The organism is Calditrichota bacterium (assembly GCA_013152715.1).
Lineage (GTDB): Bacteria > Zhuqueibacterota > Zhuqueibacteria > Thermofontimicrobiales > Thermofontimicrobiaceae > 4484-87.
In genome coordinates, this window is sequence record JAADFU010000192.1 from 1 (window position 1) to 19,748 (window position 19,748).

Annotated in this window: 16 protein-coding genes; 6 read left to right on the forward strand and 10 right to left on the reverse strand. The window is 41.3% G+C overall.

What is annotated here, in order from left to right; translation table 11 throughout:
* Window positions 1–82: 82 nt before the first annotated feature.
* The 7 genes from GXO74_15070 to GXO74_15100 all read right to left on the reverse strand — a co-directional run bounded on the left by GXO74_15070 (window position 83) and on the right by GXO74_15100 (window position 8,792).
* The gene (locus GXO74_15070; GenBank protein NOZ62975.1) at window positions 83–1,012 is read right to left on the reverse strand and encodes a cytochrome c3 family protein; all 930 of its coding nucleotides are present in this window, start codon (window positions 1,010–1,012) and stop codon (window positions 83–85) included.
* 39 nt (window positions 1,013–1,051) lie between these two features.
* Window positions 1,052–2,239 carry a Ni/Fe-hydrogenase cytochrome b subunit gene (gene hybB, locus GXO74_15075; protein NOZ62976.1) on the reverse strand — a complete coding sequence of 396 codons (1,188 nt, stop codon included), beginning with the start codon at window positions 2,237–2,239 and terminating at the stop codon, window positions 1,052–1,054.
* Complete coding sequence (locus GXO74_15080; GenBank protein NOZ62977.1) at window positions 2,236–3,156, reverse strand: 4Fe-4S dicluster domain-containing protein; 921 nt, start codon at window positions 3,154–3,156, stop codon at window positions 2,236–2,238. Before GXO74_15080 ends, hybB begins: the two co-directional genes overlap by 4 nt.
* Before the next feature lie 107 nt (window positions 3,157–3,263).
* Window positions 3,264–3,644, reverse strand: coding sequence for a hypothetical protein (locus GXO74_15085; GenBank protein ID NOZ62978.1), 381 nt, complete (start codon window positions 3,642–3,644; stop codon window positions 3,264–3,266).
* A gap of 375 nt (window positions 3,645–4,019) precedes the next feature.
* Window positions 4,020–5,762, reverse strand: a complete 1,743-nt coding sequence (locus GXO74_15090) for an ammonia-forming cytochrome c nitrite reductase subunit c552 (protein NOZ62979.1) — start codon at window positions 5,760–5,762, stop codon at window positions 4,020–4,022.
* 499 nt (window positions 5,763–6,261) lie between these two features.
* Complete coding sequence (locus GXO74_15095; GenBank protein ID NOZ62980.1) at window positions 6,262–7,668, reverse strand: sigma-54-dependent Fis family transcriptional regulator; 1,407 nt, start codon at window positions 7,666–7,668, stop codon at window positions 6,262–6,264.
* Window positions 7,665–8,792 carry a GHKL domain-containing protein gene (locus GXO74_15100; GenBank protein ID NOZ62981.1) on the reverse strand — a complete coding sequence of 376 codons (1,128 nt, stop codon included), beginning with the start codon at window positions 8,790–8,792 and terminating at the stop codon, window positions 7,665–7,667. Before GXO74_15100 ends, GXO74_15095 begins: the two co-directional genes overlap by 4 nt.
* A 1,801-nt stretch (window positions 8,793–10,593) precedes the next feature.
* Here GXO74_15100 and GXO74_15105 point away from each other — a divergent pair.
* The 6 genes from GXO74_15105 (at window position 10,594) to GXO74_15130 (ending at window position 15,977) form a co-directional block, all read left to right on the forward strand.
* Window positions 10,594–11,463, forward strand: coding sequence for a twin-arginine translocation signal domain-containing protein (locus GXO74_15105; protein ID NOZ62982.1), 870 nt, complete (start codon window positions 10,594–10,596; stop codon window positions 11,461–11,463).
* Complete coding sequence (gene nrfD / locus GXO74_15110) at window positions 11,456–12,742, forward strand: polysulfide reductase NrfD (protein ID NOZ62983.1); 1,287 nt, start codon at window positions 11,456–11,458, stop codon at window positions 12,740–12,742. Before GXO74_15105 ends, nrfD begins: the two co-directional genes overlap by 8 nt.
* Window position 12,743: 1 nt before the next feature.
* Window positions 12,744–13,439 (forward strand): glycine cleavage system protein H, encoded by a 696-nt coding sequence (locus GXO74_15115; GenBank protein NOZ62984.1) that lies wholly within the window; start codon window positions 12,744–12,746, stop codon window positions 13,437–13,439.
* A gap of 144 nt (window positions 13,440–13,583) precedes the next feature.
* Window positions 13,584–14,030, forward strand: a complete 447-nt coding sequence (locus GXO74_15120) for a hypothetical protein (GenBank protein ID NOZ62985.1) — start codon at window positions 13,584–13,586, stop codon at window positions 14,028–14,030.
* 439 nt (window positions 14,031–14,469) lie between these two features.
* Window positions 14,470–15,246, forward strand: coding sequence for a glycine cleavage system protein H (locus tag GXO74_15125; protein NOZ62986.1), 777 nt, complete (start codon window positions 14,470–14,472; stop codon window positions 15,244–15,246).
* A gap of 50 nt (window positions 15,247–15,296) precedes the next feature.
* The gene (locus tag GXO74_15130) at window positions 15,297–15,977 is read left to right on the forward strand and encodes a glycine cleavage system protein H (protein NOZ62987.1); all 681 of its coding nucleotides are present in this window, start codon (window positions 15,297–15,299) and stop codon (window positions 15,975–15,977) included.
* A gap of 56 nt (window positions 15,978–16,033) precedes the next feature.
* Here the strand turns inward: GXO74_15130 and GXO74_15135 are convergent, their stop codons facing one another.
* From GXO74_15135 to GXO74_15145, 3 genes are all read right to left on the reverse strand, one after another.
* Window positions 16,034–16,594 carry an archaemetzincin family Zn-dependent metalloprotease gene (locus tag GXO74_15135; GenBank protein NOZ62988.1) on the reverse strand — a complete coding sequence of 187 codons (561 nt, stop codon included), beginning with the start codon at window positions 16,592–16,594 and terminating at the stop codon, window positions 16,034–16,036.
* Window positions 16,595–16,598: 4 nt separating this feature from the next.
* The gene (locus GXO74_15140; protein ID NOZ62989.1) at window positions 16,599–17,948 is read right to left on the reverse strand and encodes a sigma-54-dependent Fis family transcriptional regulator; all 1,350 of its coding nucleotides are present in this window, start codon (window positions 17,946–17,948) and stop codon (window positions 16,599–16,601) included.
* Window positions 17,949–18,073: 125 nt separating this feature from the next.
* Window positions 18,074–19,690 carry a HAMP domain-containing protein gene (locus GXO74_15145; protein ID NOZ62990.1) on the reverse strand — a complete coding sequence of 539 codons (1,617 nt, stop codon included), beginning with the start codon at window positions 19,688–19,690 and terminating at the stop codon, window positions 18,074–18,076.
* Window positions 19,691–19,748 lie beyond the last annotated feature (58 nt).

The following is a 19,748-nucleotide window of genomic DNA, read 5'->3' on the forward strand; positions in this document are numbered from 1 at the left end:
GCCGCTGTCATCGCACTGTACTTAAAGAAATCCCGGCGATTTATTTCTCCAAATAATGAACTCAACGTTACCTCCTTAAAGTTTAATTCATTGTTTTGCTCGACATCTTTTTCGTTTTATTCAAATTCTGATTTTGGTGACTGAATTTTTTTATCGAAATACTATTGATTAATGAGCTTTTGTTATCTACATTTTTCAAATGACATTTACCGCACTTTTCCTTATTGTCAACATCATGGCAGAGCATACAGGTACCATGGACACCTTTTCGAGCCAATACACTTATCGATGGTGGTTGTTCAGCATTCTGATAATGACAGGCGATACATTTCCCTTTGGTATGACAATCGGCGCATACTAACTGCTGCTTGGTTGAATGCTTTTCATGCGAGAATTTCACATAGGGACCTTCAAAATAGCGACAAAAATAGACCAACTCGTTAGGCTTTTTAGGTTGGCGTAGCGCCGGTCGTGTATAGCTTGTTTTTTCACCATTTTTACCATTTGTTGAATGACAATAGTTACAATCTGTTTTTTTACTCCATTCTACATGGCATCCTACACACTTTCGATGATAAGCTGCTTTTAATTCAATTTCTGCTAAATTTGTCATTGAAAAATCTGGTTCATGACATTCACTACATTTAGGAAACTTCTTTTTTAATGGCGTGTGGTGATGACAATCTGCACAATCACCCAAAGTTTCTGCCATGTGCAAATGCTTGTTATGGTCGAATTTTACAGGACCATATTTTTCTTCTATTTCATAAATAATTATCGAGTCTGCCGGCAGTCTATCTCGTGATATTTTAATATCCTTGTCCAAAAAAAATGAATCTTTAAGCTTGAGACACGGATTTTTTGTGGTGGGATTGACGCATTCATGACAGGCAGAACATTTTAAATCTTTTATCGTATTGTGGAGCTTGCTTATTTTTCTCTCCTGCGCAGTCAGTACTGTTACAAAACCAACTACAAAAATAAAAATTAACGATACTAATTTCTTAAACATTTTTCATCACTCCTTTTCCAAATTTTTATCAAATATTTTTCAAGCTTGCTTCTCATGAGCAGGTAATATGGGAAAAATGCTAACAATAATTCGATAAAGTAAAATCAGCGCTGCAATCAATCCGATGGTTACAGCAAATTCGCCGATGGCCGGAACGTATTGTTTTTCAGCATACTGAGGCTGATAGGCGATAAAAAAAACATTGACTCGATTCAAAAGAACGCCAAATAAAATATAAAGTGCAGATGCAATAAACAGCAACTTTGGTGATCTTCTTACTTTTTCGAATAGTAACATAATTAATGGAATGACTAATCCTACTACAAATTCAAGAAAAAACATATTACTCTGCAAACTTCCTTCAAATGCAAAACCCCAGGCTTCTCGGATGGTCAAATCAATAATGCGCATGAAAAAATAAATAGCGATGATGACTGCTGCTACCTTTGACAGGGGAGAAAGAACATCCATTTCCGGTTTTCGTTTAAATGACCAGGACGCCCAGATTGATTCGAACATGACCATAGGAAGTCCTACTGCGATCGCAGATGTTAAAAAGAGCAACGGCATAACACGAGTGTACCATAACGGGTGCATTTTATAAGGTGCAATTACCATTAAGTTACCGAGTGAAGATTGGTGGAGACATGAAAGCAAGACACCAAGAATAATGAATATCCACATAATTTTATTGAAAATTCTATCCAGAAATTTTAAGATTGCATCTATCCATTTGGGAGAATGTCCGATAAATCTTTCTGTGACAATGGGAATGAATTCAATATACAAAACAGTTAAATAAAGCATCACGCACATACCCACTTCAAATAGAACTGAATTTCCCTGCCACATTGTGGGCAGCAGTGGATGCCAGACATTATACCATCGTCCCAGATCAAATAATAATCCGATCGCCACAAAGGTGTACCCCAGCATGGCAGTGAGATGAGCAGGCCGACCAATAACTGCGTATTTGTCCCGGTAAAAAATGTGGATGAGCGCTGCGGTCGTAAAACCTCCGGCAGCCAGGGCAACGCCACTGGATACATCAACGCCAATCCAGAGTCCCCACGGATATTGGTCATTTAAATGGGTCACGGAACCTAAACTGAAAATAAAACGATATAATCCGAATGCCATGCCGATGCCAAATATAGCGATTAAAATTTTGACACCAGTCGTAAAGAATTTTTTTTCTATCGGAGCTGCTTGAATATGTCCGCTCATTCTTCACCTCCCTCCCGTTTGCCTTCAACCTCGTCTCTCTTTTTAAATAGCCACATAATACCGCCTAACAAAGCAAATAGAGAAATTTGGGGAACAAAATGTTTGAAAATTCCGTGTTGAACCGGCTCGGTATAAGTGGGAATGGGCCGTTCGCCAAATTTCTTCATGCCCATTTCAGTCATTGGCTTACCTGAAAGGTATAGCCACGCGGTTCCTCCCAGTTCATGTTCGCCGTAAATATGATCAACATACCTGTCTGGATAAGTTCTGATTTTCTGCCGCGCTATCTCGATTAATTCTGATCGTTTCCCGTAAGTCATTGCCTGAACCGGACAAATCTCGACGCAGGCCGGCCGCCCCTGATATTTGGATAATCTTTGGTAACAAAAAGTGCTTTTTCTCACCTGCGGTGTTAAAGCATTATCATATTCATAGGCAGGAATTTGAAAAGGACAGGCAACCATACAATAGCGGCAGCCAATACATTTCCAGGGATCATAAATAACTGCTCCTGTCTTTGCATCTTTTTTTAGCGCTCCTACGATACAAGCAGAAACACAGGCAGCGTCAATACATTGCATGCACTGATATTTTACGTAATAGGGCTTTTCAGGACTTTTAGGATTTTCAAACTGATTGACAACAGTATATGCTCCTGCAGAAGGGCGTCTCATTTTCTTAAAGACTGATTTGTCTTCATAACTTTCTATGGGTTCAGTGGGAAGTTTATTGATGTTTTTACACGCCCATTCACATTTACGACAGCCAATGCAAACCGTCGTATCCAGCAAGACACCTGCCCAGTCACCCGAATCTGGTTTGGGAGTCGAAGCTTTAACTTTCTGAACAGCACTCGCAGCGCCCATTGTTCCTGTTGCAACCGTGAATTTTAGGAAATTTCTTCTGTTCAAGTCCAAATTTTATCCTCCTCAAGTTTAATCCTTTAATAAAATATTTTATGATAAAAATAAAATATGCGACAATTATATTAAAACTTCAGAAGTCCTCTGTATTCTTAAGCAGATTAAGAATATTCTTGATGCTGTTTAAAAGCTGCTCCCAACGACATAATTAATTGTTCTTTATTTAGCGGTGGTGCCATCAACTGAAACACACCTTCACTCAAAATTTTTCCCCCAAATTTCCTATTTAATCCGGAAGCAAAAACAAGTAGCGGTATTTTGGGTCTCATTCGACGAATTAATTTTATTGATTTTAACGAATCCCAACTTCCCAGTTCAAGATCAAAAAGAATTACCTGATACTCACTTTGTTGAATAGCAAGCAGAAAATCCTCAATTTTTTCTTCCAATAATAATTTAAACCCAAGTTCATCTGCCACTTCATAACAAAGTTGAATAGTTTCTATGTTTTGGCTTCCTAAGAGGAATGTTGGAGATAACATAAGAAATCCTCACTACAAATTAGGTAAATTAATACTCAAAAATTATTCCAGCTTCACATAAAGTGCCGCTTCATCGTTGATTAAATAATAGGATAAGTCCTTAAAAATCAAGCACACCAACAAAAAATCGTAAACAATCAAAACAATTTTAAATTTAAAAATATACAACCGGGACATTGGTGTCTCAAGATATTTAAAAATAATTTCTAATTCTTTAATTAATAATGTATTAGTAAAGGTGGGACTATGGCATGAAAATGAGACAACAATGACTCAATTTTTTTAAAAGATATGAATTAAAAAAAATGGGTAAGCTTTGTTAGAAGAATCAAAGCTTACCCATGATGTGCTAATTCTGTGGGAATTTCCCTAAATTTATTTAAGCAAAGTCATCTTTCTGATGCTTTTGTATTCAGCGGCTGTAATCCGGTAAATATAAATTCCGTTCGGCACTTCTTTTCCCACATCATTTCTGGCGTCCCAAACTACCGAGTGCTCGCCGGCGTTTTGTTGTGAGTTCACCAGCGTTCTCACTTTTTCTCCGAGAAGATTGAAAATTTCCAGTGTCACCTGGGTGCGTTCAGGAAGCACATAAGCAATTTTTGTCGTTGGGTTAAATGGATTCGGGTAGTTCTGAAAAAGCGAAAAAGTTCTAGGGTTTTTGACTCCATACTCTTGAACACCCGTTGCAGCAAGAATATCATTAGCATTTTGAATAACATTTGCTAATAAATCCATTTGATATTTGTGATTATGAAAGCCGCCGCTTTCGTCTCCTTCGACCAAAGCAAGATTGGTTTCCGCTTCAGCTAACTTGGCCTGCAGCGTGGCATCTGTGTTGCCTTCCATCTGGCTTGCTGCTAAGGCAAATTTTTGTTCAGCGCTATCCAGACGCGCTTCCGTCTCATCCTGATATGTTTGGATGTCTGATCGGGAAACGGTCGCGTCCTTGTCCTGATGACAGGCTTGACAGGAAACTGTCTCACTTCCGTTCTCCTCTGCCACAAATATTGACCAGCTATGACCATGATACATGGTTGAATTGCTTTCCTCAACATCGCTGGCGTACATGTGGCAGTCAGTACAAGTGACGCCGGACATGGTTTCGCTGAATTGAACGCCGGACGCGCCTATGCCTTTCAGAATATTATAGGATAAATGATCCGTATCAGGAAATCTTAAATTTCCGTGACATTGCCCACACAATTTATCCGCGCTATCCATAGTCTCATATTCCTTGGTACTGGAATTAAAATAAGAGACTTCGTTCGGTGTGTGTGGATTGTGGCAGGAAATACAAGAAACATCGGGCCACTCATCTTTATGAAGAGAAACCGTATTTGAAGAGAAAACACCATTTTCTGTGGAAAAGAAATAGTCAAGTGCTTCTACCTCACTCATTTCTCCGTTGGCAAGAACAGCCGTGGGCCCATGGCAGGCAATACAATTTTCAGGATCAGAGCCAGCAATAACCGAATCCGGTGATTCACCGGTACGTTCTTCGGCTAACTCATCAGCCACGTCATCCTGGGTTAGAGAATGTTTGCTCATGTCCCAGGCATTGTAGGTCAGATGGTCTGTCCCTTCAAAACGAATATTTCCGTGACAACGCCCGCATAAAGTCGCCACTTTGCCTATATCATCGTAGTTGGTAGTTGTGGAATTAAAATAGCCAAAAACTGGCATGGAAGCCGGATGATCTGTCGGAACATTGTGGCAGGTGGTACAATAAGTATGAGGCCAATTTGCTGTGTCAGCAGCAGTAGTAGATTCTGTAAACACACCGTTAGTCGTCGTGAAAAAATGCGCTAATGCCTCTGCTTCGGTCATTCCGCCGTTTTTTGTAACAGCTAAAGCTCCATGGCAAGCGATGCAATTTTCAGCATCCGAACCATACAATACAGTATCTGGTGATTGTCCGGTACGTTCTTCCGCCAATTCACCCGCAACGTCCATTTGCGTGTCGGAATGGCTTCCGGCTAACCATTGTTGATAAATGGAATTATGACACAATTTACAATCCAAATTGGATTGCGAGAAAACCATCTGATTCGTTGCCATGATGAATAGCGTCATAGCAGCTAAAAAGATGATTGAACCGTAACGTTTAATTTTCATCTTTTGTAACCTCCAATGTTTTTGTTTAACTACGAATTGCGTCAATGATTTTTCTCGCCTTTTTGAAGCGTTTTGAAAATTTCGCTTTTGATGATTACTTTGTTATAAATTTATTCTTGCTTCCCATGATAAAATCTCCTTGATTTTAAGAGGTGCGGTGTGTTAATAGATAATTTTCTCAGCCCATTGATTCTCTCAATCTTTTTCCCAAAAAGCTTTAGAGGTAAAAATTTATTATTCGCTAAAAGCTAAGTATAATCAATAATTGTACCAAAAATAACAATGGAATAAATACTTTTACGATTTACTAACTTAATAACTCTAATAAAAACAATGGACAAAATTAAATTGACTAAATTAGCTTCCTAATGAAAAAAATGTTAGGGAGCCCATGCGTCAAGAATGTCACATTTAAAATTTTATAATCACAACTAACTCATTGAAAATATTATAAGATAATCATTGTAGAGCAAATTTCTTTCAATGGGACATCAATGACTCACTTTTGATTTCGCCAGGCGGCTGGGTTCAGACCATGGCGATTTAATATGCGATGTAAATTTCGTCGTGTCATTTTTGATTTTTCAGCGATTTTGGTGATATTCCCATGATATTCTTTTAACAGAGCAAGAAGGTAAGTTTTCTCTGTCTTTTCAATGGCACGGCGTTTTGCTTCAGCTAAAGGTAAAGAAGTCAACGGTTGAATTTCATGATGGTTCTGCACGAATTGCAAAATAGATTCAGGCAAGTCATTCAGCAAAATTTCATCCCCTCTTGCCAATGAAATGGCGTGTTCGACAACATTTTCCAATTCGCGAACATTCCCGGGCCAGGGGTACACTTGAAATAAATCCATCACCTGAGGGTGAAATCCCTGAATGGACTTGGGAGAGGATTTCAATTGTTCTCTTAAAAAATGCTCCATTAGCAAAGGAATATCCTCGGGTCGTTCACGAAGCGGCGGCAAATGAATATTTACCACATTCAAGCGATAATAAAAATCGTCTCGAAGCACACCTTTCTCCCGTGCTTGCTGAAGGTCCCAATTCGTAGCAGAAATCACTCTGACATCAACTTGAATTAACCCAGTACCGCCAATATGACGAAGCCGCTGATCTTGAAGAACCCGTAACAATTTTGCCTGTAAAGAATTCGGTAGTTCACACACTTCATCGAGGAAAAAAGTACCGCCATCGGCAAATTCCAGCAAGCCCATTTTGCGTTTGTTTGCCCCGGTAAACGCGCCCCTTTCGTACCCGAAAAGTTCGGCTTCAAACAGACTTTCCGGAAAAGCGCTGCAATTTACAGGGACAAAAGGATTTTTTTTTCGATTACTTCTGGCGTGAAGACTGCGAGCGATCAATTCTTTCCCAGTACCACTCTCTCCGGTAATAAGCACACTGGCATCAGTTTTAGCAATACTTTCAATCGTATCAAAAATACGGCGCATTGCCATGCTTTTTCCAATAATATTCTCAAAGCTATATTTTTCTTCGAGTTGGTTGATTAAATTTGTTCGTTCCTGATAAAGCCGACGTTGTTTTAATCCTTTCTTGATGAGAACTTTTAAATATTCGATATCAAATGGTTTTTCGATGAAATCAAAGGCGCCGTATTTCATCGCATCAACGGCACGGCCGATCGTACCGTAAGCTGTAAAAATCACAACCGGCGTAAATGGCGCCAGTTGTTTTGCCTGTTTTAATACCTCCTTACCATCCACATCAGGCATGAAAAGATCGCATAAAATTAAATCGAATTCATCTTGTTGAAGCAAGTCTATTGCCAGCGCGCCACTGGCAGCGGTGGCGGGAATATACCCCAACGCTTGAATAATTTTACTACAGCCATTGAGCATATCCGTTTCATCGTCAACAACCAAAATTCGAGCGGCTCGCGTTTTCATAATTCTGACCCATTATTAGAATTTACCGGAAGAAAAACATTGAATGTGGTACCGACGCCACGTTCGCTAATGACACTAATTTTGCCATGGTGTCGCTGAATAATTGCCTTGGAAATGGAAAGCCCTAAACCAGTTCCCCTTGCCGCAAATTTTGTGCTATAAAATGTCTCGAAAATATGTGGCAGATTTTCCGGTGAAATCCCTTCTCCGGTATCTGATATAATAATCTCCATCCCATTCGAGTCATCTCTATTGCTTATCCTTGTTTCTAATTTAATTTCCCCATTTCTGCCAATAGCATCAACTGCATTGTTAAGAATATTAATGAAAACTTGTTCAATCTGTCTGCGATCCGCAGAAATGTTGAGTGAATGTGGAGCATAATTTTTTATAATTTTAATGCTACTCGCCCTAAACCTGGGCGCCAATAAAAACAAACACTCATCAAGCAGCCTTGACAAATTAATTTGTTTGGGTTCAAAAGGCATACTTTTTGAATAATTGAGCAGCCGATGGGTGTAGTATCTCACTCGTTGGACTTGCTTCTTAATAATCTCAATTTCTTCTCTGAATATATTCTGGTCTTCTTTCATTTTTAAAAATAATGCATCTGCCTGAGTCATGATGATACTGACGGGCGTATTAATTTCATGAGCAACGGCGTCAACCAGTTCGCCCACTGATGCCAGCTTGGATGCCTGACAAGCTTGCAGATGCAAGAGTTCTTTTTGCTGACTCAGTTTTTCAGCCTCTTCTGCTTGTATTCGTTTAAGGTTCATTTGGTAAAAATAAATAGCAGTAATGACAATGAATGCGAGAATGAAAATGACCAGTACAAAAAACAAAGAAAATTTACTTCTCAAAACGGCGGTCACATCTGACAAATTGGAAGAAATGACAAGCATCCACCGCGCGTTGTGAATTTGAAGCGTAATGTGAGACATTATTTTTCGGGGTTCGTTTCCCACCGTGTACTCACCAAAAGCCGCTTCAGAAGTAAGCATCCGTTTTTGCCAATCAAAAGAAGAATGACATTCCATGCAATCTGCTGAATCATTTTCTATACTCCGCAAGACCATTTCCGAATGATGCGAGTGAAAAAGAAGACGGCCGCCGCTGTCCATCAGCCACACCGACATGCGAATTTCGCGATCCAACGGAGTCACATAATGTTTGACCAGCCAATCGAAACTCGCAATGACTCCAATGTAACCGATTATTTGATTTCTCCGGTTCTCATTTTTGGCAATCCCGGCGTTTCGAAATATCGGAAGAATTACTGAATAGCCGAGCTCTCGTTGCGTGGTTGCAAGGGGAAAGATTTTTGAATACCAAGCTTTTCCACCTTCTTTCTCCAGAAAATCGCGAATGTCCCCTGTCGGCAAGGCCAAAATATATTCGGTAATGTTATCGGGCAATGAAAAAATTGTATTGAAATTTGCATCAGTGACAAATATCCCCTTGAGATTGGAACGCGCATGAACCAGGAAAAAATCATTTAAAAACAATTTATAGTCATCTTTTGCCATATTTTGCAAACAGGGCGAAACTGCTAATAGCTGAATGTCTTCTGTCACATGTGTTAAATAATGCCGAATTCCAGTTGCGGAAACGACAATCATTTCCTTTTGCATCAGTTGGTGATTTCGTTTCGTCTCATCAAGCGCAATGTGATATATTTTCAGGGAAGAAAAACTGACAAGAGAAAGAAAGAATAGGGTGGCGACTAATATCCGGATTAAATGTAATCGATTGCTTTTCATTTTTCCCGACAAGAATATACAAAGCGATTTTTTCATGATAGCTTACAGAATATAATTTATGATTTTTTTTATAAATGTCAATAAAAAAGCAAAAAAATGAAATAAAATCGGGCCGATCATTTTGCTGGAGTTCTCGACCGCCGCTCATATCAATTGAACATCAAAAAAATGCACGCAACAATGAATCGCCACGATTTTGAAAAGCGAAGTCGTAGTGACGCAAATGACATGTCTTTTCGATATTTTGTCAGTTTGCGATATTTCAAGCTGACTTTTCCGAAAGCTATTTTGAATGAAAGCAAAAATTGTCGTTATCAAAGCTCATCTCCAAATACAAGCTTAATCGATTGAAGAGTTCGTCTCTTTTGCTACCAGCATTTGACGCCACCCAAATCAGCCAAAAAGCTTCAAGCTCGGCCAAAACTATTAAACGCAAAATGCATTGAATTCGCCCGGAATGAATTTGTTGTATTTTTCAACACGACTGTTGACATATTCATCACTCCCGACAATGCCATCGCATCATATCATATTGTTTATTAATTAGTTAATAATGTGGTATGTTTGTTGCCAACAAAATCGTAGAACTGTTTGCTCAAAGACAATGCTTTTTATGTCGGCGACGAAATCTCAAAATTCATTCAAGATAGAAATCTTCATTAATTTTGAAGGAGGAAAACATGTCAATCTTACTCGCGATAGTCACAACGATATTTTTTATGATGGTGAACGCTGTTGTTCGGAAAATTGACGCTGGACGCGTAAAATAATCGTCCCCTTCGCTTGGAAGCCCTGAAATTGTGTTCTCAATTAGATGGGTTTTTGTCTTGCAAAACCAAAAATGTGGGCAAATAGTGGCGGCGTGAAAATCACTAATTGGGAACGCACCGGCAAAGCGAATATTTATGAAATGACCTTAAGACGCGATGGAAATGCCGCAAATGTAATTTTTTGCAAACAAATTATTGGCGACCTTTCATTAGGGTGATTCCTTCGCAATCAAAAACTCTGTGTGCTTTGACATTGAGGAATCAGCAACATCCGTCAGATTTCTGTTTTCAATATTGTCACAATTCGAATAAATATTTGACGCAGATAAAAAAATCAGGTTCATTACTACTGTAAATTCCGATGAATCTCAAAATAGGAGAGAAAGCTGAAAATGGAGAGAAGAGACTTCCTTAAGACTCTGGGCGCAGCCAGCGCTTCACTTCTGGTCGGCAAATCAGCTCTTGCAAAAGACGCGAAGCCGAATGAAGAATTTGTCGGCGTTCTTTTTGACGCCACGCGCTGCATCGGCTGCCGCACGTGCGAAATGGCGTGCGCCGAAGCCCACAATCTACCGCTGCCGGATACAGATAACGAAAAAATCTTTGAAACCGAAAGAAAGATGTCTGCCCATCAGTGGACTGTTGTCAATCGCTATGATACGGACGTGGGACAGGTTTTCGTAAAAAAGCAGTGTATGCATTGCGACGAGCCGGCCTGCGCATCCGGCTGTCTGACCAAAGCAATGTTCAAGACGAAACAGGGACCGGTCATCTGGCGCAGTGAAAAATGTATGGGCTGCCGCTTTTGCATGATAAATTGCCCATTTGACGTTCCCAAATTCGAATACGATAGCCCTAATCCTAAAATTCAAAAGTGTATTATGTGTTATGAGCGGCTCCAGCAAGGCGAAATTCCCGCCTGCGTGCAAGCCTGTCCCGGAGGCGCGCTAATTTTCGATACGAGAAGAAATCTCCTCGAAATTGCCAGAAAACGAATTTACGACAATCACGACAAGTACGTAGATCACATTTACGGCGAAAATGAAGCCGGCGGAAGCGGCTGGCTGTATCTTTCACCTGTCCCGTTTGAACAACTGGGTTTTCGAACAGATATTGGCACGACTCCCTACCCTGAGTACAGCAAAGGTTTTCTTTACAGCGTGCCAATTATTCTGACGCTTTGGCCCGGCATTTTGCTGGCAATAAGCAATGCAACCAAAGCGAACAAAGAAGATATTGAAAGGGGGGCCAAATATGAATAATCTGCAGACGAATAAAGCGCCTCTAAAACCCGAATTGAAAAGATATTTTAAATTCTTGCTGAGCGAGCTAAAACCAAAAGGAAAACTGCTCACTCCTTTCAACGTCATTTCAGCAATTATTCTTCTCACTGCGGCTGTTTTGTTGGTCATTCGTTTCGCCAAAGGGCTAGGATCCATCACCAATCTTTCTCAGGATTTTCCCTGGGGATTTTGGATTGGATTCGACGTCGTCACCGGCGTCGCCTTTGCCGGTGGCGCGTATGTGATTACGTTCATGGTCTATATTTTGAGAAGAGAAAAATACCACCCCATCGTCAGAGCGACAGTGCTCAATGGATTATTAGCTTACATGTTTTATGCCGGCGCGTTGGTTCTCGATCTGGGAAAACCCTGGAATATCATCAATCCCATTATAGGAAATTCGTTCGGCGTAAGTTCTGTGCTATTTCTCATTTCCTGGCATTTTTTGCTGTACATGATATCGGAATTTCTCGAATTTTCCCCGGCAATCGCCGAATGGCTGGGTTTAAAGCGTGTACGCAAAGTTCTCAATTCATTAACATTAGGCGTTGTGATCTTTGGAATTGCACTATCAACGCTGCACCAATCAGGACTCGGCGCACTGTTTGTCATGGCGAAAGCAAAACTGCATCCGCTATGGTATTCTGAATTCATTCCCATACTTTTCTTTGTCTCCAGTATTTTTGCCGGTTTGTCCATGGTTATTATAGAGGGTTCGATCAGTCATCGCGTATTCAGGAAACTCATCAGCCCTAAACATCACGGGGAATACAAAGGTATCGTTTTAGGCCTGGCGAAAATTTGTGCCGGCACAATGTTTTTCTATTTTTTCCTAAAACTATTGGTGCTGATTCACGGACAACACTGGAATTTGCTCAACACCCCCATGGGTTACTGGTACCTGACTGAAATGATCGGCTTTGTGCTCCTACCCATGTCACTTTACGTCAAAGGACTGCAAAGCGCTCATATTCCGACCATTCGTGTCGCTGCTATCTGGTCGCTTTTAGGAATTATTGTTAATAGATTGAATATTTCAATTATCGCGTTTAAATGGTACGCTCCAAATCACTATATTCCCAGTTGGATGGAAATCGAAGTCACCTTAGCGATTATCACTATGGAAATTATCGCTTTCCGCTGGATAGTAAATCGCATGCCTGTTTTTCAGGAGTCACCGCTCTGGGAAAGTCAACAAAAAGAATCCGGTTCAAAGGATGCAAAAAAATACACGGAAATGATCACTGAGGAGGTGTAAAATGGACAGTTTCACTTATGTGGACATATTCGCGACAAAAGGAATCGAATACCTGTTGGTCATCGGTTTTCTCATCGCTTTAATTTTTTTCTGGCGAGTTTTGAATAAAACGAACCAACCCGCCCGCGCTGCTTTTCGGCAAAAAGACTCGATCCGGGTGAACGGAGGATTTCAAATCGCTCTGGGAAGATTTTACCATCAAGGGCACAGCTGGGTGCAGCCGGTTGGCGGCGACGTCGTGACTATCGGAATCAATGATTTTGCTCACAAATTCCTGGGAACCCCCAAAGCCGTTACACTTCCGGCTATCGGCTCCAAAATAAAGCAAGGAAAAGCCGCCTGGAAGCTTCAGATTGGCTCGACGAGTGTGGACATGATTGCTCCGATAGATGGCGAAATCATTGACGTGAATGAAAAATTACTTCAATCGCCTGAAGTTCTGCAAGAAGATCCATACGAAAAGGGCTGGTTTCTGAAAGCAAAAGTAACAAATTGGAAATCAAACATCAGCAATCTTCTTTCCGATAAACTGGCGCTGGCATGGATGGACCTCACTTCCCAAAAACTTCAGGAAAAATTAGCGGGGAATCTGGGCTTTGTGCTTCAAGACGGAGGCGCACCCATTACCGGATTTGCGCTGCAAACCTGGCCCAAGGAATGGAAAGAAATTGCCAAAGAATTTTTGCTAACATCTTAATTCATGAGTTCATTCAAAAAGTGACTGTTTTTAGAACAAGCTCATTCATTTTTTGATGCAGAAAAATTTATTCAAAACAAATTATTTTCGTAATGTCGAAATAGTAGGAAACGATGCCACTATTCTAACTTCATGGAGTAAAATATGAACGGCTCAATGAATCGTCTTTTGCCTGTTGCATTGTTGATCTTTGGATTTGGTTTTTCGCTTTGTTTGTCCGGTTGCCTCACTCAAAAAAGCGAAGCGACGCCCAAAGTGGTTGCGGCACACAAACCTCTCAGCAAATACGTGGTCGCAAGCAGAGAAAATGTCAAACTGCCAGCAGACTTTCAATTTCCCCTCGGCGAAGATAGTCCGGGACCGGTGGTTTTCAGTCATGAATCGCATTATGATTACGAAAGTCCCAATTGCGTTTCCTGCCACGGGAAGCATTTTAATCTGCTCGAATCAGGAAAATCACCGGAGGGACCTATCAACATGGACACCATGAGCGACGGGAAAAATTGCGGCGCTTGCCATAACGGAGACCTTGCGTTCGATAGCCAGGATCCCGAACTTTGCAGTTCCTGTCACCAGGGGATGGAAGAGTAAACTTTTTGAGAACGGGCAGGGGCACTTGTCAGCGCCTCTGTCCATTCATTGGCAAATATTTCGAAAGAGCTTTTTCGTCGTTCATTTAATTGAGTCATGACTTTCAAACAAATCTCGAAATCTATCCTGCCTTGTTCAGGCGCTATTTTCAAAAAAATATAGAAGAATATTTAAAAGTACTATCTATCTTTAAACAATCATAAATGATGCCAGTGGACTTGTTTTACGACCTTCGATCTGAACCGTGGAGGAATTTAAAAATATGCCTTTCAAGACAGCAATATTTCCTTGTGGCATTTTCCGACACATTGTGGCATTACCCCACATTTTGTCGCTGCAAAAAATCGTACAACTAATTGATTTTTAATTAATTATGCGGTTTGGCATATTTTTTGATGTTACCAAAGTAGGAAAAGAGAAAAATCAATGAGGTCATAAAATGACAGCCTCAAAACAAAATTCATCATGGGAAATAAGGAAACGAAGCAACCAGGTTTGCGAATGGGTCAAAGCCGGCATTCTGACCTACAAATTATGTGACAGAAAATTTGATTGTGAAAACTGTCCTCTTGACAAAATCCTGCGCGGCGAAACTAACCTTCAGGTGAACGGCCGCTTGAATCTGTTCAATTATTTCAGTTCATTGCGGCATTTGCTCAAAATCAAAGCCGACGAAAGATTTTACATCAGTCCCAAGCATTCCTGGATAAAAGTCGATAATAGCCATCACGTCAAAATCGGCTTCGACGATATCATCGCGATTGTGTTGGGTTCAATTGAGGCAGTAATTTTGCCGGCAATTGGGGAAAAAATAGAAAAAGGAAAATCTTGCTGTCAAATAATACAGGACGAATTCGTATTTTCATTGCCAGCGCCGCTCTCCGGAAAGGTTGTGGAAGTGAACCAGGATTTGAAAAGCTTCCCGAATGAGGCTACTTTGGATCCGCTCAATAAAGGCTGGCTGTTAAAAATTTCTCCAACGGATCTGTCCCAGCATTTGGAAGAATGCCGGACCGGCGAGAATTTATTGAATTGGTATTTGCAAGAGATAAACTGGGTGGAGCAAAAATTGGAATTTATTATGCACAAAAAAAGCTTGAAAATTGGCGCAACAATGGCGGACGGGGGAGAGCTTTCCCGTGAAATCCGCCGCTCTGTGAGCGCAAATGATTACCGCTTTCTGGTAAATTATCTTTTGGGAAACCCCTATTATTAGAATTTTCGCGAGCAAACCCGAATAAATATTATGTGAAGGAGGTGTTCATCATGACAGTCATAATGGTAGCTCTGACATTTGTCGCATTCATCGTAGCGGGAATCATCGTCGACAAAATTCGCAAACGACAGGCTGCGCCGCTGAAAGCAAAAACAGCGCCAGCAGCGTCCTTTCAGATTAAACCCGAGGACTTAGTCGTTCCCATGGGACTGTTCTTTTATCGCGGACATACGTGGGCGAAAGTCGAACCCAACGGTGAGATTAAAATTGGCATTAGCGATTTTGCCCAGAGGATGTTCAAAAAGATCGATTCTGTGGAAGTCGGCGAAGTTGGCGCGAAAGTGATGCAAGGCGATAAAACCATCGCCATTAAGCAAGGAAATCGTGAAGTGCAGCTCAGCGCGCCCGTTTCCGGTGAAATTCAAGCCATCAATCGCCAAGCGCTGGAAAATCCGGATGCCCTCAAATCTGATCCTTACGGAAAAGGTTGGCTGCTCTCTATTAAGCCTGGCAAACTGATGCAGGACATCCGTTATCTCAGAATCTCGCAGGACGCCCGTCTCTGGATGAATGACCAAGTCGAGAGGTTGAAAGATTTTTTAATGCGGGAATTTTCCAACGGCCGCGTTCTGCCGAACACCATGGCCGACGGCGGCATTCCGGTCGATGGCATCAGTGAATTTCTCGATGAGGATTCCTGGGAGCGAGCCAAAGAAACTTTTCTCATCTGAGAGAAAGCTTAATAGCAAACGCAAACAGCATTTCATTAAATTCGCACTCCTCGGAATTAGTGAAATGCTGTTTTATCATATCCGATTTTTTGGCGAACAACAGCCTCGCACTCGCGGCAGAAGATTGCGGATTTTTCATCGATGTCTTCAACATAAGTTGAAAAGTTCATCGCACAGCCGGGATGCGAACAATGCGTCAACCCGAATGTATGTCCCAACTCGTGAGTCGCCTCTTTGGCGAGCCGTTCGCTTAATAGAGCGGAATTTTTTCTCCCGCCATAAAACTCGTTTCTCAAACGATTCGTAGAAACGATGGCGCCGATGCCGTCCAATTGCGCCTCGCCGAAGACGTAGGTAAAAATTGGAATAAAAAGGTCAAAATCACACAAGCCAAGAATTTTGCAATCGCCGCTGTCAGGCGGGTCGTCAATGAGTTGAGAAAGTAAAATTGAGGAATTGTATTGCCGACGCGAGCGGCTAAAAGCTTCCTCAACTATAATTTTTTTTTGCCGCACCTCCACTTGCAAATGGAATGTGTGGGACAGATAAAAAATCAACGAATCCAATAGTTTGGTTTCTGCAAATTCTATCGGGATCAGGCATATACTTCGGATCATTAATCTATTTGCTCAGATTGTATTTTTTCAATTTATTGTACAACGTTGTGCGGTCAATTTTGAGCAACTCGGCGGCGCGAGAAATTTGCCAATTCGTTTTCTCCAACACTTTCCTGATCTGCCGCTTCTCAACTGATTCCAGACTCTGATCAAATTCACCCGCCATCTCTTCATGAAGCTTGAACGGAAAAGACAAATCTTTCTCCTGAATCGCCTCTCCTTCGCAAACGACGATGGCGCGCTCAATTGTATTGCGCAATTCGCGCACATTTCCCGGCCAATGGTATTTCATCAAAATTTTCATTGCTTCTTCGGAGATATCGCAGACCGGTTTTGTCATGGATTTGGAAAATTGATTTAAAAAATAGCGCGCCAAAAGCGGAATATCTTCTTTCCTCTCCCGCAACGGCGGAATATCAATCGCAACCACATTCAAACGGAAATACAGATCTTCTCTGAATTCCCCATTTTTTACCGCCTTTTCCAGATCTTTATTTGTCGCGCAAATCACGCGAAAATCCACTTCGATCGGTTTGTCGCCACCGACTCGAGCGAGCTGATGCGTCTCCAAAACGCGCAACAGGTTCATTTGCATCTTGACGCTGATATTACCTATTTCGTCAAAAAATACAGAGCCTTTATTCGCCCGTTCCAATTTGCCAATGCGCATGTTCTCAGCGCCGGTAAAGGCGCCTTTTTCGTGGCCAAAAAGTTCACTTTCCAGCAACGTTTCCGGCATTCCGCCGCAATTAATGGAAATGATTGGCGCGTATCGCCGTGAGCTATTCGCGTGAATGGCCCGAGCAATCAGCTCTTTTCCGGTGCCGCTTTCGCCGCGAATCATTACTGTACTGTCTGTGGGAGCCACTGACTTCACAAGTTTCAATACATTTTTTAATTGTATGGACCTCCCGACGATATCGTCGGGCATAATCAGATCCTCGATGCGCTTGCGCAACTGGACATTCTCTTTTGCCAATTCACGCTTCTCTAATGCATTTCTTATTATGTGCGTCAAATACTCAGGGTCGATCGGTTTAGAAATATAATCAAAGGCGCCGTCTTTAATCGCCTGAACCGCGGTCTCCACGGTCGCAAAAGCGGTAACAATGATCACAATGATATTTTTGTCAATGCTCATAATGTGTCGATTAAATTCAATGCCATTCATTCCCGGCATTTTGATGTCCAAAAGAACGATGTCCCACGTTTTTTGCTTGAATTTTTCAAAAGCAGCTTCAGCGCTCTCCGCCGTATCTACATTAAAACCATCTGCTTTGAACCATTGGCAGAGAGAATCACGCACTGAAAATTCATCGTCAACAATGAGTATGCTCACATCTTTATTTGTCATAACAGCCTCTAAACTTAAGCGAACAATTTTCCAAGGTGAAAAAAAACTGTGAATTCATAACAGCACCAAAAATATTTCAACAGCGGTATTTCTCGTTCATTAGTCAAAACTTAAAATCGTGATTTTCATACTTCATGCCGATCGTAATCATTAATCGGCAAAGTGACGGCAAAGGTCGTCCCCGCGCCTTCTTCTGATTTTACGTCAATGGAGCCGGCGTGTCTTTCGACAATTCCGTAAACTACGGCGAGGCCTAATCCCACGCTTTTTTCATTGCTCTTGGTCGAATAAAACGGCTCAAAAATGTGAGGTAAATGCATCTGTTCAATGCCACAGCCATTATCGCTTACTTCTATTCGGATCGATTTTTTCTCTTCCAATCTCTCCAGCCGTACGCTAACCACGCCGCTTTTCTCCGGGCAGGCTTCAATAGCATTAATCAGCAACGCGACCGCCATTTGTTCCATCGCGGCGGCGTCGCACAGCAAATAGGTATCTTTTTCAGTAAAATCGACGTTTAATTGAATACCTTTTATATCAAAACTGTGTTTAACAAGCTTAATGCTCTTGTTCAAAATTTGCTTTAAGTCCTCTTTTGTTTCTCCCCCCATCGGTTTCTTCGCAAAAAGAAGCAAATTTTTAACAATGTTGCCGCATCGTTCGGATTCATGTCTTATTACTTGCAAATTTCCGATGGATTCGTCAATGGCGTCTTTATTCGGCTTCTGTTGCAATTTCCGAATTATCAATTTCGAATACGTGAGAATGCCAGAAAGAGGATTATTGATCTCATGGGCGACAACAGCCGCTAATTTTCCCATGGATGCTAATTTTTCAGCCATGATCAACTGGCGCTGGGCGTTTTCCAGTTCTTCGGTTTTCTCCTTTACTCGATCCTCTAATTTTTCAGACAGTTCTTTTAGTTCATTTTGTGCTTTCTTCAATTTTTCCGTCATGCCGTTGAAAGATTCTGCCAATTTTCTCATTTCATCCGGATGCTGAATCTCAATTTTGTGATCCCAATTCAGCCTGGAAATTTGCTGCGTCCCTTTGATCAAAGCAGAAATGGGCTGATGAATCTGCGTACGAATAATCCGGGCAAAAACGCCTGCAGTAACAATTGTAACAATGACAAAAATTAGCATGGCGTTATTGCGCGCCTCTACTCGATTTCTTTCTTGCTGGGCCAAGGAAATTTGCACATCAAGCAAACCGAGCAATTTTTCACCCACAGAATGCACATGACAATCGGCTTCGTAACAAGTTTTTTCGTTTTCAATCGGATTAATCAAACCCAGAATTCGCTCACCAGTCGTTGACGGAATTTCGCGAAACCTGTTGAGTTTTGGAATCGTGCCTTTTGCTTTATTCGTGGCATGGCAAAAAATACACTGTTCTGATTTTTTGCTCACTTGTTGGTTAATGTCAGAAGTATCGCTGGCAAACGCGACAACGCCGGCCTTGTTGTAAATGTGAATACCTTTGATTGCTTTTTCAGACGCTAAACCTCTAATTGTCAGCGCCAACTCTTCCCGACGGTTTTTAAGCATGCTCTGATGCAGTGATCTTTTGATCAGATTGCTGATCTGAATCGCATGATCGCGTACGTTATCTTCCATGCGTGCGATAATAAAATGGATAACCACAAAATTTACCACCACGCCAACAATGATAACCTGTAATATTAGCAAAATCAAAAGGATAAATCCAATACTTCGGCGTGGCTTTAGTAGTCTTTTCATGAGAAATTCACCCAAAATTTCCCGAATTTAGCGACTGATCCATCGCCTGACAAAACAA

Bases quoted from the DNA above. Each gene is read 5' to 3' on its own strand.
- GXO74_15115 (NOZ62984.1), top strand. From the start codon at position 12,744: ATGGACAGTTTCACTTATGTGGACATATTCGCGACAAAAGGAATCGAA.
- hybB (NOZ62976.1), bottom strand. From the start codon at position 2,239: ATGAGCGGACATATTCAAGCAGCTCCGATAGAAAAAAAATTCTTTACG.
- GXO74_15105 (NOZ62982.1), top strand. From the start codon at position 10,594: ATGGAGAGAAGAGACTTCCTTAAGACTCTGGGCGCAGCCAGCGCTTCA.
- GXO74_15140 (NOZ62989.1), bottom strand. From the start codon at position 17,948: ATGACAAATAAAGATGTGAGCATACTCATTGTTGACGATGAATTTTCA.
- GXO74_15085 (NOZ62978.1), bottom strand. From the start codon at position 3,644: ATGTTATCTCCAACATTCCTCTTAGGAAGCCAAAACATAGAAACTATT.
- GXO74_15090 (NOZ62979.1), bottom strand. From the start codon at position 5,762: ATGAAAATTAAACGTTACGGTTCAATCATCTTTTTAGCTGCTATGACG.
- GXO74_15095 (NOZ62980.1), bottom strand. From the start codon at position 7,668: ATGAAAACGCGAGCCGCTCGAATTTTGGTTGTTGACGATGAAACGGAT.
- GXO74_15145 (NOZ62990.1), bottom strand. From the start codon at position 19,690: ATGAAAAGACTACTAAAGCCACGCCGAAGTATTGGATTTATCCTTTTG.
- GXO74_15070 (NOZ62975.1), bottom strand. From the start codon at position 1,012: ATGTTTAAGAAATTAGTATCGTTAATTTTTATTTTTGTAGTTGGTTTT.
- GXO74_15100 (NOZ62981.1), bottom strand. From the start codon at position 8,792: ATGGACAGCGGCGGCCGTCTTCTTTTTCACTCGCATCATTCGGAAATG.
- GXO74_15130 (NOZ62987.1), top strand. From the start codon at position 15,297: ATGACAGTCATAATGGTAGCTCTGACATTTGTCGCATTCATCGTAGCG.
- GXO74_15120 (NOZ62985.1), top strand. From the start codon at position 13,584: ATGAACGGCTCAATGAATCGTCTTTTGCCTGTTGCATTGTTGATCTTT.
- GXO74_15125 (NOZ62986.1), top strand. From the start codon at position 14,470: ATGACAGCCTCAAAACAAAATTCATCATGGGAAATAAGGAAACGAAGC.
- GXO74_15135 (NOZ62988.1), bottom strand. From the start codon at position 16,594: ATGATCCGAAGTATATGCCTGATCCCGATAGAATTTGCAGAAACCAAA.
- nrfD (NOZ62983.1), top strand. From the start codon at position 11,456: ATGAATAATCTGCAGACGAATAAAGCGCCTCTAAAACCCGAATTGAAA.